The sequence below is a fragment of the Stenotrophomonas sp. MYb238 genome (genome assembly GCF_009496535.1).
Taxonomy (GTDB): Bacteria; Pseudomonadota; Gammaproteobacteria; order Xanthomonadales; family Xanthomonadaceae; genus Stenotrophomonas.
On the sequence record NZ_WIDL01000010.1, the window covers coordinates 1 to 14,123 of the forward strand.

14 protein-coding genes are annotated in these 14,123 nt (G+C 69.5%); 6 read left to right on the top strand and 8 right to left on the bottom strand.

Annotation, left to right across the window (positions count from 1 at the left end):
- Positions 1-135: 135 nt before the first annotated feature.
- From CQ393_RS08365 to CQ393_RS08385, 5 genes are all read right to left on the bottom strand, one after another.
- Entirely contained in the window at positions 136-1,056 is a 921-nt protein-coding gene (locus tag CQ393_RS08365) for an RDD family protein (protein ID WP_153191106.1), read from the bottom strand.
- Between the two features lie 35 nt (positions 1,057-1,091).
- Positions 1,092-1,802, bottom strand: coding sequence for a pilin (locus CQ393_RS08370; RefSeq protein ID WP_153191107.1), 711 nt, complete (start codon positions 1,800-1,802; stop codon positions 1,092-1,094).
- Positions 1,803-1,969: 167 nt separating this feature from the next.
- Complete coding sequence (locus CQ393_RS08375) at positions 1,970-2,443, bottom strand: DUF494 family protein (RefSeq protein WP_153191108.1); 474 nt, start codon at positions 2,441-2,443, stop codon at positions 1,970-1,972.
- Between the two features lie 44 nt (positions 2,444-2,487).
- Positions 2,488-3,636 carry a DNA-processing protein DprA gene (gene dprA / locus CQ393_RS08380; protein WP_153191209.1) on the bottom strand — a complete coding sequence of 383 codons (1,149 nt, stop codon included), beginning with the start codon at positions 3,634-3,636 and terminating at the stop codon, positions 2,488-2,490.
- A gap of 78 nt (positions 3,637-3,714) precedes the next feature.
- Positions 3,715-4,851, bottom strand: a complete 1,137-nt coding sequence (locus tag CQ393_RS08385) for a LysM peptidoglycan-binding domain-containing protein (protein ID WP_153191109.1) — start codon at positions 4,849-4,851, stop codon at positions 3,715-3,717.
- A 131-nt stretch (positions 4,852-4,982) separates the two neighbouring features.
- On the opposite strand from CQ393_RS08385, the gene def reads away from it, so the two are divergent.
- The 4 genes from def to CQ393_RS08405 all read left to right on the top strand — a co-directional run bounded on the left by def (position 4,983) and on the right by CQ393_RS08405 (position 8,858).
- The gene (def, locus tag CQ393_RS08390) at positions 4,983-5,498 is read left to right on the top strand and encodes a peptide deformylase (RefSeq protein ID WP_153191110.1); all 516 of its coding nucleotides are present in this window, start codon (positions 4,983-4,985) and stop codon (positions 5,496-5,498) included.
- 89 nt (positions 5,499-5,587) lie between these two features.
- The gene (gene fmt / locus CQ393_RS08395; protein WP_153191111.1) at positions 5,588-6,511 is read left to right on the top strand and encodes a methionyl-tRNA formyltransferase; all 924 of its coding nucleotides are present in this window, start codon (positions 5,588-5,590) and stop codon (positions 6,509-6,511) included.
- Positions 6,512-6,515: 4 nt separating this feature from the next.
- Entirely contained in the window at positions 6,516-7,862 is a 1,347-nt protein-coding gene (rsmB, locus tag CQ393_RS08400; protein WP_153191112.1) for a 16S rRNA (cytosine(967)-C(5))-methyltransferase RsmB, read from the top strand.
- Positions 7,863-8,093: 231 nt separating this feature from the next.
- Entirely contained in the window at positions 8,094-8,858 is a 765-nt protein-coding gene (locus tag CQ393_RS08405) for a glycosyltransferase family 25 protein (RefSeq protein WP_194269623.1), read from the top strand.
- A 43-nt stretch (positions 8,859-8,901) separates the two neighbouring features.
- On the opposite strand, the gene CQ393_RS08410 is transcribed toward CQ393_RS08405, so the two are convergent.
- The gene (locus CQ393_RS08410; RefSeq protein WP_153191114.1) at positions 8,902-9,825 is read right to left on the bottom strand and encodes a glycosyltransferase family 2 protein; all 924 of its coding nucleotides are present in this window, start codon (positions 9,823-9,825) and stop codon (positions 8,902-8,904) included.
- Entirely contained in the window at positions 9,822-10,760 is a 939-nt protein-coding gene (locus CQ393_RS08415; RefSeq protein WP_153191115.1) for a UDP-glucuronic acid decarboxylase family protein, read from the bottom strand. Before CQ393_RS08415 ends, CQ393_RS08410 begins: the two co-directional genes overlap by 4 nt.
- Positions 10,761-10,933: 173 nt before the next feature.
- On the opposite strand from CQ393_RS08415, the gene CQ393_RS08420 reads away from it, so the two are divergent.
- The gene (locus CQ393_RS08420) at positions 10,934-12,205 is read left to right on the top strand and encodes an O-antigen ligase family protein (protein WP_228114371.1); all 1,272 of its coding nucleotides are present in this window, start codon (positions 10,934-10,936) and stop codon (positions 12,203-12,205) included.
- Here CQ393_RS08420 and CQ393_RS08425 read toward each other — a convergent pair.
- The gene (locus CQ393_RS08425; RefSeq protein WP_153191116.1) at positions 12,196-13,008 is read right to left on the bottom strand and encodes a glycosyltransferase family 2 protein; all 813 of its coding nucleotides are present in this window, start codon (positions 13,006-13,008) and stop codon (positions 12,196-12,198) included. The two genes, CQ393_RS08420 and CQ393_RS08425, sit on opposite strands and share 10 nt — an antisense overlap.
- 1 nt (position 13,009) lies before the next feature.
- On the opposite strand from CQ393_RS08425, the gene CQ393_RS08430 reads away from it, so the two are divergent.
- Positions 13,010-14,068 carry a CDP-glycerol glycerophosphotransferase family protein gene (locus CQ393_RS08430; RefSeq protein ID WP_343199903.1) on the top strand — a complete coding sequence of 353 codons (1,059 nt, stop codon included), beginning with the start codon at positions 13,010-13,012 and terminating at the stop codon, positions 14,066-14,068.
- Positions 14,069-14,123: the final 55 nt, after the last annotated feature.

A 14,123-nucleotide genomic window follows, 5' to 3' on the forward strand; every position in this document is an offset into this window, starting at 1 on the left:
GCGCAAACGCGCCCTTTAGTGAAGCCGCGACGGCCGATCCGGATATGCCGACGCCCGGGCGGGGGCCCGGGCGTTCAGCTTTCCTGTCCAGAGAAATCACGGAGAGACCGCCGTTGTCAAGCGGCGGCGCGTGACTCAGCTGAAATTGGAGGCGGCGATGCCGATCACCGCCAGGAGCGCGACGATACCCACCACGACCAGCACGCCGAACAGCGACAGGATCACGATGGTCACCGTGCCCAGGCCGCGCTGCTGCCATTCCGGATGGTCGGTGAACGCCCATTTGTCCACCACCAGGGTGTCGCAGATCATGTCGTGCAGGCCCTGCTTGCGCTCGGTGAAGGCAGCCATCAGGTAGCCGATGCACAGGATCAGGCCGCTGAGCATGGCGGCGAAGTAGCGGCCGATGCCGCGGGCTATGGTGATCCGCTCGCCGTTGCTGCGCACCACCTTGATGCCCACCGCCATCTTGCCCAGCGTGGCCTTGCCCGACGAGGCGTGGAAGCCGGCGTAGTAGGCGGCCGACAGGCCGATGGAGATGAGGTTGGTCAGCAGCTGGATCGCGATGAAGCCGGCGCCCATGGCGTCGCTGCCGCCGCCCAGGCCGGCCATGCCGATGCCCAGCACCATGCCGATGACCATGGCGATCACGCCGCCGACCATGCCGACGACCAGGCTGTCGATGAAATAGGCCGCCACGCGCTTCCAGAAGCCGGCGTAGACGATCTCGCCGCCATTGACCACCGCCTCGCCCATCCCGGTGCTGGCGGGGGCGGCGTAGGGCGAATACGGGCTGGCGGCGGCCTTGGTTACGGCGGTGCCGTCCTCGATGGCCTGGTAGTCCGCGCGCAGGTCGATGCCGGTGCCGGCGTCCGCCTGCACCAGCAGCTGCAGTTCCTCGGCCATCGCCGAGAGCGGCTGCCACTGCGACATGCCCTCGCGCCAGACCAGGGTGGCCAGGTCCAGTTCGTTCCTGCGGAACTTGTCGCGGAGGATGTCGGCCTCGACCGGCCCATGCCGCTCGCGCTGGGCATCGGCGTAGTACCACTGACTCATCTAAATGTTCCCCGTAATGTTCTGTTCGTCCTGAATCAGCCGCGACAGTGGGCCGGCAGATGTTTGTCCGCCACGTCGGAGCTGCAGGACCAGGTGGCGGTCTGCGTATCGTAGTCGAGCCAGAGGTGCTTGCCGTCAAGCGCCGCTTTTCCGGGAACGTGGAAGCGCGCTTCCAGGCCGCAGTGGTCGTTGCCGAAGCGGCCGATGCGCACGGCCGCGATATCGCCGCCGGCGTAGCTTTCCGGGCTGTGGAAACCTTCGTCGCCGTTGACCGGGCAATGGCCGCCGGTCGTCAGGGAATGGGCGACGTCGGCGGCCAGCGGCTGCAGCTGGGCGTGCGCGGCCGTCACTTTCGCGCGCAGCAGGTAATCGTTGTAGGCCGGCACCGCGATCGCCGCGAGGATGCCGCCGACCGCCACCACTATCAGGCCGCCCACGGCGGCGACGATGCCGAAGATGGCGCAGCCGGACAATCCGGGCCTGGGCGCCGGTGCCGGTGCGACGACGTGCACATGCTGCACCTGGGGCGGCAGCGGCGGCACGGCCGGTTCCGGCGCGGGGCCGGCGGGCATGTCCAAGCCGAGCTCGGCGGCGAAGTCGCGCAGCGGACGCCAGTCGCCGGCGCCCTCGCGCCAGACCAGGGTATCGCCGGCGATGCGCCCGGAGCGGAACAGCGCGGCGATGTTCTCGGCGGGCAGCGGGCCGCGGCGTTCGCGGTTGCCCTCGGCATAGAACCACTGGCTCATGGGGATTTCCTTATGCGGGTGCCGTGGCGGCGGCGCGCCGCCTGCCTTCGTCATGATGCAGGGGTGGCCTCAGCCGCGACCGGCCTTGCCGCGAAGCGGCCGTTTCAACGGGGGCCATCGGGTGGAGGAGTAAAGGGCAGGCGAGGTGCCGCGGTCGACCCTCGCCCTCAATGCAGCGGTTCGGGCTCGTCGACGAACATCTGGGTTTCCATCCAGGCATAGGCCGCTTCGGCGCCCGGCTGGTTGAACAGCACCATCAATACGACCCACTTGAGGTCGTCCAGGTCCAGTTCGTCCTGGTCCAGCGCCATCGCGCGGTCCAGGACCAGCTCGCGCTGGTCGGCGTCGAGGATGCCGTGCTGTTCCAGGAACAGCAGGAAGCCGCGGCTCTCCACGTCCAGCTTGTCCAGCTCGGGGCCATGGAAGATGCGCACCGGCCCGTCCACGCGCGCCTGGCCCACGGCGGGGCGCTGCTCGGCCAGCGCATCGAGCCAGTCGAACGCCTTGTTGATCTCGGTGGGGCTGAAACCGGCCTGGATCAGGCCGTTCTGCAGCGAATCGCGGTCTCTTATGAGATCGGCGTCCTCGCTGAAATAGTGTTCGAACAGATACAGCAGGACGTCCAGGATGCTCTCTTTCATTGCCCTCGGCCTGCGCCAAGCGGCGCTGTGGAGGTGAAGGAACCTCAGGTTCGGGTGTAGCAGCCGTATGCGGACGACACCTTTCCCTCCAGTTCCATGGCCAGCAGCATGGATGACAGCCTGCTGGCCGTCAATCCGGTGCGTCTGATCAGTGAATCCATACCGGTTGGGTCGTGGCCCAGCGCATTCCACAAGCGCTGGTAGTCCGGGTCCGGTGGGGCGAAGGCCGGGCAGGGGGCGCCCGGCGCATCCGGAATGGGGGTCGACAACCGGTTTTGCAAGGCGCCCGCCAGTTCGCCGGCCAGATTGGCCACGCCTTCAAGGATGTCGGCCGCCTGTGTCACCAGTGTTGCGCCGTCGCGTATCAGCCGGTGGCAGCCGCGCGCCATAGGATTGCGGATGGAGCCGGGTACCGCGAACACCTCGCGGCCGGCCTCGGCGGCCAGCCGCGCGGTGATCAGGGCGCCGGAGCGTTCGGCCGCCTCGATCACCACCGTGCCCAGCGACAGCGCGGCCAGCAGCCGGTTGCGGGCGGGGAACTGACCATTGCGCGGCGGCGTGCCGGGCGGGTATTCGCTGACCACCGCGCCGCTGGCCGCGACCTGTTCCTGCAGGAGGGCATGCCGGCGGGGATAGGCCAGGTCCGGGCCGGTGCCGATCACGGCGAAGGTGGCGCCACCGCCATCGAGCGCGGCGCGGTGCGCCGCCGCGTCGATGCCCGCGGCCAGCCCGCTGCCGATGCACAGGCCCGTCGCCGACAGCGCGCGTGCGAGATCGTAGGCGTTGTCGCGCCCGCCCGCGCTGGGGTTGCGGCTGCCGACGATGGCGATCGCGGGCTGCCAGAGACAGGCCGGGTCGCCATCGACGAACAGCGCCAGCGGGGGATTCGGGCTGCTGCGCAACAGCGGCGGGTAGTCGGCATCCTGCCAGCCGATCAGGTGGTGGCGCGGATGTTCCAGCCAGCGGCGGGCCTGTTCCACGCGCTCCGGCCCGGGGGCGGCAAGGGCGTTGGCCGGGCGTGGGCCGAGGCCGGTCGCGGCCCAGGCCGTGGGGCCTGCCGCCAGCGCATCCGCGGCGTTGCCGAAGCGGTCGAGCAGATCGCGGGCCGCACGGGCCGGGCCGCCGGCCATGACCAGCGCCAGCAGGGCGTCGACTTCAGCGCGGCGGCGGTCATCGTCAGCAGGAGTAGGCATGCCCGGCATGCTGGCGCCGAAACGGCGACGGCGCCCTCGGGCGCCGTCGTGGTGCAACGTCGGTTTCTGCCGCGACGGCTACTGCGCGTCGGGATGCTTGAGCTCGTAACCGACGCGCGCCGGCTTGGTGCCTTCCATCACCAGCGCATAGCTGACCTTGTCGAAGGTGCGGAACACCATGGCATGGGCGGCGTACTCGTCGGGCAGCGACACGCGGCCGGCACCCGGCTTCAGCGCGTCGTCCGTGCGCGAGGTCGCCATGCCGGTCACGCGGTCGTTGACGTGGCGCCCGCTGCGCCAGACCGAGAACACGGTGCCGTTGTCGATGCCGTCGCGGCTGCCGCCGGAAATGGCGATGACGTCGCGCGGGCCGCCGGAGGTAAGAGCGTCGGCTACAGCCAGCACGCGCAGGTGGCCGTCGGTGAACGACGCGGCCGGCGCATGCGGAACGAACTGGAGGTCGTAGGGATTGGCCTGCACCGGCACCAGGCGGTCGCCGGCGCGGACCTCGCGGCCACTGTCCTGCAACAGCAGGGTGGACGCCTCGCGCTCGCCGCTGCCGACATGGCTTACGGTGCCGACGGCGACCTGGGCCAGTTCGTAGCCGAGCAGTTCATGGCGGTCGCTGCTGGCGACATAGCTCTTCCACAGGTTGCCGGTGAGCGGCGTGGTGTCGCCACGGACGTCCAGGTCGTCGCTGGGCTTGGGCTGGCCGTAACGGACCGTGGGCCGCAGCAGCGCGTAGCGCTGGCCCGGCTGGGCGCCCTGCAGGCCGCGCACGTAGGCCTGCTGGCCGGCGCTGCCGCGCAGGCGGTTGTCCTCCAGGCCGACGACATAGGGCAGCTCCTTGAAGCTGTCCATGATGGACAGGTTCTTCAGGAACGGTTCAATCTCGGACAGCGGCACCGCGTTGATCGGCGCCTCGTCGCGCCTGCCCGGCTGGACCGTGGCCCGCGGGGTCACGCGGTCCAGGTAGGCCAGGCTCAGCACGTCGCCCGGATAGATCAGGTGCGGATTGCTGACCTGCGGGTTGGCCTGCCAGATTTCCGGCCAAAGCCACGGCTTCTTCAGGAAACGGGCGGCGATGTCCCACAGCGTGTCGCCCTTCCGCACCACATAGGTGTCGGGATGGGTGGCGCCCGATTCCACCGCCACGGCATAGGTCGTCACGGTCAGCAACGCGACGGCGGCGACCGTACGTAATTGTTTCAGCATGGCTGCGATCTGCCTGATTCCCCAACAGGTTCGCGCACTATAGTGCAGAACCCGGGGCGCCGGGCAAGCGCAGGCGCTAGAATTGGGACGTCCTGCCGGATTGCGCGGCATATCCCCTATCGGTGTACCCCATGGCCCTCCTGCCCATTCTCGAATTCCCCGACCCGCGGCTGCGTACCAAGGCCGCTGCCGTCGACGCCGCCGAAGTGACCACGCCGGCCTTCCAGCAGCTGCTCGACGACATGTTCCAGACCATGTACGACGCGCCCGGCATTGGACTGGCCGCCAGCCAGGTGGACGTGCACAAGCGCTTCATGGTCATCGACGTCAGCGAGGAGCACGACGCGCCGCAGGTGTTCATCAACCCGCGGATCGCCAGCGCCAGCGAAAGCGGCCGCGTCTACCAGGAAGGCTGCCTGTCGGTGCCCGGCATCTATGCCGACGTGACCCGCGCCGACAGCATCGTCGTGCATTTCCTCGACCGCGAGGGCAAGGAGCGCGAACTGGCCGCCGACGGCCTGCTGGCCACCTGCATCCAGCACGAGATGGACCACCTGGACGGCAAGCTGTTCATCGACTACCTCTCGCCGCTCAAGCGCGAGATGGTGCGCAAGAAGCTGGCCAAGCAGCGCAAGCACGTCGCCTGAGGCGGGCCGCCCGGCCTGTCCGGGCCTTCCGTCCGCGCATCGCACGGCGCCGTCCTCGGCGCCGTCGTTCTTTCCGGGAGTTGAATCGCATGAGAATCGTTTTTGCCGGTACGCCGGAATTCGCCGTCGCTTCGCTCGGGGCCGCCGCGCGCCACCATGAAGTGGTTGCCGTCTACACCCAGCCCGACCGCCCGGCCGGCCGCGGCCGCGGCCTGATGCCGTCGCCGGTCAAGCTCGAGGCCATCGCCCGCGGCATCCCGGTGTTCCAGCCGGAGAGCCTGAAGACCCCGGAAGCCCAGCAGCAGCTGCGCGACCTGCAGCCGGACCTGATGATCGTGGTCGCCTACGGGCTGATCCTGCCGCGGGCGGTGCTCGCCATTCCCACCCACGGCTGCTGGAACGTGCATGCCTCGCTGCTGCCGCGCTGGCGCGGCGCCGCGCCGATCCAGCGTGCGATCGAGGCCGGCGACAGCGAGACCGGCGTCTGCCTGATGCAGATGGAAGCCGGGCTGGATACCGGTCCGGTGCTGCTGAGCCAGCGCACCCCGATCGCCGACACCGATACCGGCGGCCTGCTGCACGACCGCCTCGCCGAGATGGGCGCGCGGGTGCTGGCCGATGGCCTGGGCCTGCTGCGCGCGGGCCTCAAGCCGGTGGCGCAGGCCCAGCCGGAGGCCGGGGTCACCTATGCGCACAAGCTCGACAAGGCCGAAGCCCGGCTGGACTGGAACCAGGACGCCGCCGCGCTGGCGCGGCGGGTGCGCGCGTTCAACCCATGGCCGGTGGCCGAGGCGACGCTGGCCGGCGAGCGCGTGCGCATCCATGGCGCCGTGGCCATCGACGGCGACCAGGGCAAGGCGCCCGGCACGGTGATCGGCGCGTCCCGCGACGGCATCGACATCGCCTGCGGACAGGGCGCGCTGCGCCTGCGCGTGGTGCAGCGCGAGGGCGGCAAGGCGATCACCGCCGCCGACTACCTCAACGCCCGGCGCGACCTGCCGGTCGGGGGCTGAGCCGATGGCGGTTTCGGCATCCGGTCCGTGGAAGGGCGGCGCAAAGCAGCAGCCGGGGGTGCAGACGCGCGTACTGGCGGCCAAGGTGCTGGCCGCGGTCATCGGCCGCGGCCGCTCGTTGAAGGCGGAGCTGGCGGCCACGTTGCCCAGGCTGGACGACAGCCGCGACCGCGCCCTGCTCGAGGCGATCAGCTTCGCCACGCTGCGCCGCCGTTCCGTCTACGAACAGGCGCTGCGGCAGTGGCTGCAGAAACCGCTGGGACCACGCGACGGCGAACTGAAGGGGCTGCTGCTGGCCGGCTTCGCCCAGCTCGACGCGCTGGAACTGCCGGCGCACGCTGCGTTGTCGGCCACGGTCGAGGCGGCGCGCGCGCTGGGACGCGAGCGCCAGGCCGGCCTGGTCAACGCGGTGCTGCGCCGCGCCCAGCGCGAAGGATTCCCCGCCGCCCGCGCCGAGGACGCCTGGCCGGATTGGTTGCTGGAGCAGGTGCGGCGGGACTGGCCCGCGCAGGCCGAGGCGGTGTTCGCCGCCAGCCTGCAGCCCGCGCCGCTGTGGCTGCGGGTCAACCGCCAACGCCATGCGCGCGACGCCTATCTGCAGCGCCTGCGGGAGGCGGGCATCGAGGGCGAGGCGTCGGCGCTGGCCGCCGATGCGATCCGCCTGCCGGTTGCGGTACCGGTCGCCAGCCTGCCGGATTTCGGCGAGGGCGGGGTATCGGTACAGGACCTGTCGGCGCAGCAGGTGGCCGATGCGCTGGCGCCGGCGCCCGGCGCCCGGGTGCTGGACGCCTGCGCCGCCCCGGGCGGCAAGTCCGCGCACCTGCTCGAACGTGATCCGGCCCTGCGCCTGCTGGCGCTGGACGTGGACGCGCGGCGTCTGCAGCGGATCCGCGAGACCTTCGCCCGCACCGGCGTGGGCGCGGCGGCGCAGGTACGCGCGGTGGATGCGGCCGACCTGGGCGCATGGTGGGACGGCGAGCCCTTCGACGCGGTGCTGCTGGACGCGCCGTGCTCGGCCACCGGTGTCGTCCGCCGCCAGCCCGACGTGCTGCTGCACCGCCGCCCTGGCGACATCGACGCGCTGGCCGCCCAGCAGGCGCGGCTGCTCGATGCCCTGTGGCGGGTGGTGGCGCCCGGCGGGGTGCTGCTGTACGCCACCTGCTCGATCCTGCGGCGCGAGAACCAGCAACAGATTGCCGCCTTCCTGGCGCGGACTCCGGACGCCCGTATCGACGCGTTGCCGGAGGCTTTCGGCCATGGCGACGCGGGCACGCGCCAGCGCCTGCCGGGACAGCAAGGCGGCGACGGTTTCTTCCAGGCGCGGCTGGTGAAGGCGGCAGCGGACGCCTGATCGACGCCTTCCCTGGCTGAATGGCGGCCTTGCGGCCGGGATTCCCGTTCACATGGGCGCACGGGTGCGTGTGCAATCCTTGTGAAAATTTCCGCCTGTACCGTGACGGTCCCGTCCCGCCAATCTTGGCGGTGGCCACACCGGGATATGCGATTGGGGACGGGGTTGTTCCGTCTCCGTCGGCAGGCGCGTCCCGCCATTCGTGCCTCACCAAACCCAGAAGTGTCCCGCATGCCTCGGCCCACGACCGAACTGCCGATCTACGTGATCAACCTGCCCGCTTCGACCGACCGACGGTCGTCGATGGAGCGCCAGGGGGCCGCTCTGGGACTGCGGTTGCAATTCTTCGAAGCGGTGAACGGGCGCCAGCCGCATCCGTTGTTCGGTCACGTGGCCGAGAAGAAGCGGCTGTTGCGCAAGGGCCGGCCGTTCCGCCCCGGCGAAATCGGCTGCTGGGCGAGCCACTACCTGCTCTGGCGGCGTTGCCTGGAAAGCGGGCAGCCCATGATCGTCCTGGAGGACGACATCGCAATCGATCCGGCGCTGCCCGCGTTGCTGGCCGACCTGCGGCAGTTGCCGGACGAGGTGGGGTATTTCCGCCTGCATGCGGCCGACAGGCCGAGCGAACCCTGGCTCTGTTTCGGCGACCATGTCCTCCACCGCTACTGGCGCAGCCCCCTGTGCACGTTCGGCTATTACCTCGCGCCGGAGGCGGCCGTGCGCTTTCTGCGGCATGCCGACGAATGGGTGGTGGCAGTCGACGACTACATGGACCTGGCCTGGCTGCACGGCGTGGAATGCCTGGGCCTGAAACGCGGCCTGGTGAGCAGCGACGAATCGTTCGATTCGATCATCCAGGCCCGCGAGGGGGAGAAGGAATCCGTCGGGCCGTGGCGCTGGCTGGCGCGGGAGGGCTACCGGTTGAGGCTCGACGTCCGCCGGCTCCTGCACGACCTGCCGGAGCGCTTCCGTACGCGGGCCGAGAGCTGCTCCTGACGCGCCGGCGCGCGCCGCGTCCCGTGGTGACGCTCTGCCGAGATCAGCCGCGCTTGCGCCCGAACAGGATGCTGACGGCGCGTTCGCAGCGCTTCCACCACGGGGCGTCGCCGCGCAGCGCCAACGACGCGTAGCGCTTCCGTTCCTTGCGCGTGGGCGCCGGCTTGGTGCGGTACTCGTTCTTGCTCAGCACGCAGCAACCGTCGTCCAGCCCGCTGCGCCATGCGTAATGGCGGACGATGCCGTAGTTGCGCAGGCCGTTGAGATGCAGTGAGGCCGCCTGTTGCCGGGTCGCCCACCAGCCGTTGCTGCCGTGGGTGCGGTACTCGACGCAGCCGGTGGGCAGGTAGAACTTGCGGGCTCCCAGGATGCTGGCGCCATGCACCACGCAGGCATCGGCGCACAGCTTCCACTGCCTGCGGAAGCTGTGCGGCAGGTCCAGCACGTTGTCCGCCCAGCGGCGGCGCAGGGACAGCGCCGAGGTCGGGGCGCCGTACCAGGTGACGAAGAAATAGGTGCTGATCGCGGTATAGCCCAGGTCGATCGGCGTCCTGCTGTCCTCGTAGAGGATGTCCTGGTTGTCGATGCCGAAGGTCCGCAGGTCGCTGAACACGAAATCGACGTCGCGCCGTTCGTCGTAGACGGTACCGACCTTCTCCAGGTACTGCGGCTTCCAGCGGTCGTCGGCGTCCAGGAAGCAGACCACGTCGGCCGTGGCGGCGCCTACGCCGCGCTGGAACGCCGCCAGCTGCCCTTCGTTCTCGCCGAACAGCAAGGTCACGCGCGGATCGGCGCCGTAGCGCTCCTGCAGCATGGCTGGCGAGCCATCGGTCGAACCGTCGTCCACCACGATGACCTGTGCGGCCGGCCGGGTCTGCGCGAGCGCGCTTTCCACGGCCTCGACGACGAACTGGAGGTAGTTGTAGCTGGTGATGACGACGGAGAAGGTGGTGGTTGCGGTGCTCATGCCGCCAGCACCTGGCGGAAGTAGGCGATGGTTTCCTTCAGTCCGTCGTCCAGCGCCACCTTCGGCTCCCAGTCCAGGGCCGAGCGGGCGAGCGCGATGTCCGGCTGCCGCTGCTTCGGGTCGTCCTCCGGCAGCGGCTGGAAGACCAGCCGCGAGCCGCCTCCGACCAGCGAGATCACCTTCTCGGCCAGTTCCAGCATGGTGAACTCGCCGGGATTGCCGATATTGACCGGCCCGGTGAAGCCGCGTTCGCTTTCCATCATGCGCACCATGGCCTCGATCAGGTCGTCCACGTAGCAGAAGCTGCGGGTCTGGCTGCCGTCGCCATAGATGGTGATGTCCTCGCCCTTGAGCGCCTGCACGATGAAGTTGCTGACCACCCGGCCGTCGCTGGGGTGCATGCGCGGCCCATAGGTGTTGAAGATGCGCACGACCTTGATGTCCAGCCCGTGCTGGCGGAAGTAATCGAAGAACAGCGTTTCCGCGCAGCGCTTGCCCTCGTCGTAGCAGCTGCGCAGGCCGATCGGGTTGACCCGGCCCCAATAGCCTTCCTGCTGCGGATGCACTTCCGGATCCCCGTATACCTCGCTGGTGGAGGCCTGCAGGATGCGTGCGTCCAGCCGCTTGGCCAGGCCCAGCATGTTGATCGCCCCGTGCACGCTGGTCTTGGTGGTCTGGACCGGATCGTGCTGGTAGTGGATGGGCGAGGCCGGACAGGCGAGATTGAAGATGCGGTCCACTTCGACGTACAGCGGGAAGGTGACGTCGTGGCGCATCAGCTCGAAGCCGGGATTGCCCAGCAGGTGCGCGACGTTGCGTTTGCTGCCGGTGAAGAAATTGTCGACGCAGAGCACGTCGTGGCCGTTTCCGACCAGGCGGTCGCACAGGTGCGAGCCGAGAAAGCCGGCGCCGCCGGTTACCAGGATGCGTTTCATGAGGAGGTGGGCGGTACGGGAGGCGGAGCAGAAAGAAATTATACAGGCGTGATATCGTCCGCCCGGTTGCCGCATCCGGCGGCCGTTTCCACAAGCCCGGGGGCCGACATACCCCGCCTCCGTGGTCTGTCTGGTAGGGAATGATTCATGGCTCCGGCCCCAGAGTTGCCACGATGGCACGCAATCTGACGTATACCGGGGCCGCCGGTCTCGAGCGGAACGACGCACTGGGCATGCTGGCTTCGGTGGGGTTGTTCCTGTTGCCGGCCGCGATGGTCAGTACGCCATACAACGTGCTTCCCTTTGCCGTGGTGCTGCTCGTGACCAGCGTTGTGGGCGTTTCAAGCCTGTGGCGGGCGCGGGAGCGCGCCGGTACCTTCGGTTACCTGCTGCTGGCGTTGGCGGTCGCGGTGCTGGTCTCTGCCGTGGTGTCGACGTGGCATTTCGAAAGCGCTTTCAGGGACGAGGGCTACCGCACCCGGTTCCTGGCCATGCCCTGGGCGCTGCTCTGGGTATGCGCGTTCCGTCCGCGCCTGGAAGCCCTGTGGTGGGGTGCGCTGGCCGGCCTGTTCGCCACGCTTGCCGTTGCCGGCTACCAGGTCGTCCAGGGCTGGCCGCGTGCGCAGGCCTGGACCAACTCCATCGTCCTGGCCGACGTCTCCCTGGTATTCATGGCGCTGCTGGTGTTCTGCCGTCCTCCCGGGCGCTGGGGCTGGATCGCGCTGGGCATGGCGGCCGGTGGTGGCGTGATCCTGCTCAGCGGCAGCCGTGGTGCATGGCCGGCATTGCTCGCGCTGCTGCTGGCGATGGCGTTGTCGATACGCCGCGGCAGCGGGCGCGTCCGCCTGGGCGCGCTGGCCGGCCTGGTGGTGGTGGCGGCCGCGCTGGTCCTGGCCGTTCCGCAGCTGCGCGAGCGCACCCGGTTGAGCGAACTGCACGAGGACGTGCAACGCATCGAGGTCGGCGATGTGGACTCCTCTGCCGGCGCACGCCTGGAGCGGTTGCAGGTGGCCTGGGATACGTTCCTGGAACGTCCATGGGCGGGCGTGGGCATCGGTCATTTCGATACCGCCATGCAGCGCCTGCCGGACTGCAGGAAACCGGGCGCGGTCGAGGAGCGCTGCCATCTGGGGCATGCGCACAACGACATCGCCGAGTGGGCCGCTACCCAGGGGATACCCGGCCTGTTGCTGCTGCTGTGCGTCTACGGGCTGCCATTGTGGATGTTCATCCATCTGCATCGCCGCAGCGGCGAAGGGGGATTCCGCGGGCCGGCGGCGGCCGGGGTGATGGTCGTGGTTGCCTATGTACTGTGCGGCGTGACCCAGTCGATGTTCGCCCATCAGATCACCGCGAGCACCTATGCCACGCTGGTCGGCGTGCTGGCCGGCCTGTCGCTGGTCGCCACGCCCGGGCGGCACCGGCCGCACCTGGCTCAGGACTGATCGCGGGGCGGATCGGCCACGTTCCGGCCGTTCTGCAGCAGCCACAGCATGATGGTCTTCTGCCGCACATAGTTGGCGCGCACATAGGCGTAGACCAGGCCGTGCCAGCCATCGCGGAAGCCGCCGCGCAGCAGCCAGCCGCGCCAGAAGCGCCAGGTCGGCGCCAGTACCAGCTTGCCCAGGGTCGCGCGTTTGCCGCGGGCGAATTCGTGTTCGGCCATCATGCGGGCATAGCGCTGGGTCTTGGCCAGCTGTTGTTCGAACGAGCGGTAGGGGTAGTGGATCAGGTCGCCCGCCAGCGTGCGGACGGCGCCGTCGACACTGGCCGCTTCGTGGATCTCGCGCGCGCCGCGCCAGCCACCGTGGCGGCGGTCGAACAGGCGCAGCACGCGGTCCGGATAGGCATTGCCATGGCGCAGGAACCGGCCGAAATACTCGGACAGGCGCGCGAAGCGGTAGCCGGCGGCACCGGAAAATCCCGCGTCGCGTGCCTGTTCGATGGCATGGCGCAGCTCCTGGCTCACACGCTCGTCGGCGTCCAGGCACAGCACCCAGTCGTGGCGCGCCTGCGCGACGCAGTACGCCTTCTGGCTGCGGAACCCGTCGAATGGCCGCTGCAGCACGCGCGCGCCTGCCGCCTCGGCGATCGCCACGGTGGCGTCCGTGGAATACGAATCCACCACCACGATCTCGTCGCAGAACGCCAGCGAGGCCAGGCAGTCGCCGATGCGCGCGGCTTCGTTGAACGCGATAATGCAGGCCGTGATGCGAGGCCGTTCGGTGGGAGCGGTCGAAGAGGACATGGTGATGGCCGGATACCTGCTGTTTGCGACGGAGCGCTATGCGCTGCCTATTCTCGCGCCTCTGGCGCAGGCGTTGCACGCGGGCGGCCACGAGGTCGCGGCCTGGTTCCAGGACGGCGCGGCCGGCGCCGTCCTGGAAGGCGTGCCGTCCATCGGACTGGAGCAGGCGCTGGCGATGCGCCCGCGTGCGGTGCTGAGCGCGGCCAACTGGGTGCCGCCGTTCGTCGCCGGCGCCAAGGTGCAGCTGTTCCATGGCTTCAACGTGCAGAAGCGCGAGGATGCGCGCGGGCACTTCCGGGTGCGTGGCCTGTTCGACCTGTACTGCACGCAGGGGCCGGCGACGACGCGTCCGTTCCAGGAACTGGCCGCGCGCGAAGGCCATTTCGCGGTGAAGGAAACCGGCTGGCCCAAGCTCGACCCGCTGTTCCGCGACGATGGCGGGCAGGCTGCCGCCCTGCGCGCGCCGGCCGGCGGCCGGCCGGTGGTGCTGTTCGGTTCCACCTTCACCGAGCGCCTGAGCGCGGCGCCACACCTGTACGACCGGATCGCCGCGGACATCGCCGGTGGCGGACGCTACTGGTTGCTGACCCTGCACCCCAAGTGCGCCCCGGACCTGTTCGAGCGCTACCGCGCGCTGGCTGGCGACAACGCCCGCTTCGTCGAGCCGGAACAGGTGATGGCCGCGCAGCGCGCCGCCGACGTGCTGGTTTCCGATACCTCGTCGATCGTTTCGGAGTTCATCGTCCAGCACAAACCGGTGGTGACCTTCCGCAACCGCGTACCGCAGCCGCATATGCTCGATTTCGACGATCCGGCCCGGCTGCCGGAGATGCTGGCGCGCGCGTTGTCGCCGGAGCCGGCGCTGATGGCGGAAATCGTGCGTTACGCCGATTCGATCCATCCCTACCGCGATGGGCGTTCGTCCGAGCGGGTGGTCGCCGCGACCGAGGACTTCATCGCCGGCCGCCTCGGAACGCTGTCGCGCAAGCCGCTGGGTGCGCTGTGGCGGGGGCTGCAGATCCGCCGCGATCTTGGCTATTGGGGACCGTCGCGGTCGTAGGAGCGCACCTTGGTGCGCGATGGAGCTTTCCCGGTGAAGCCTCATCGCGCACCAA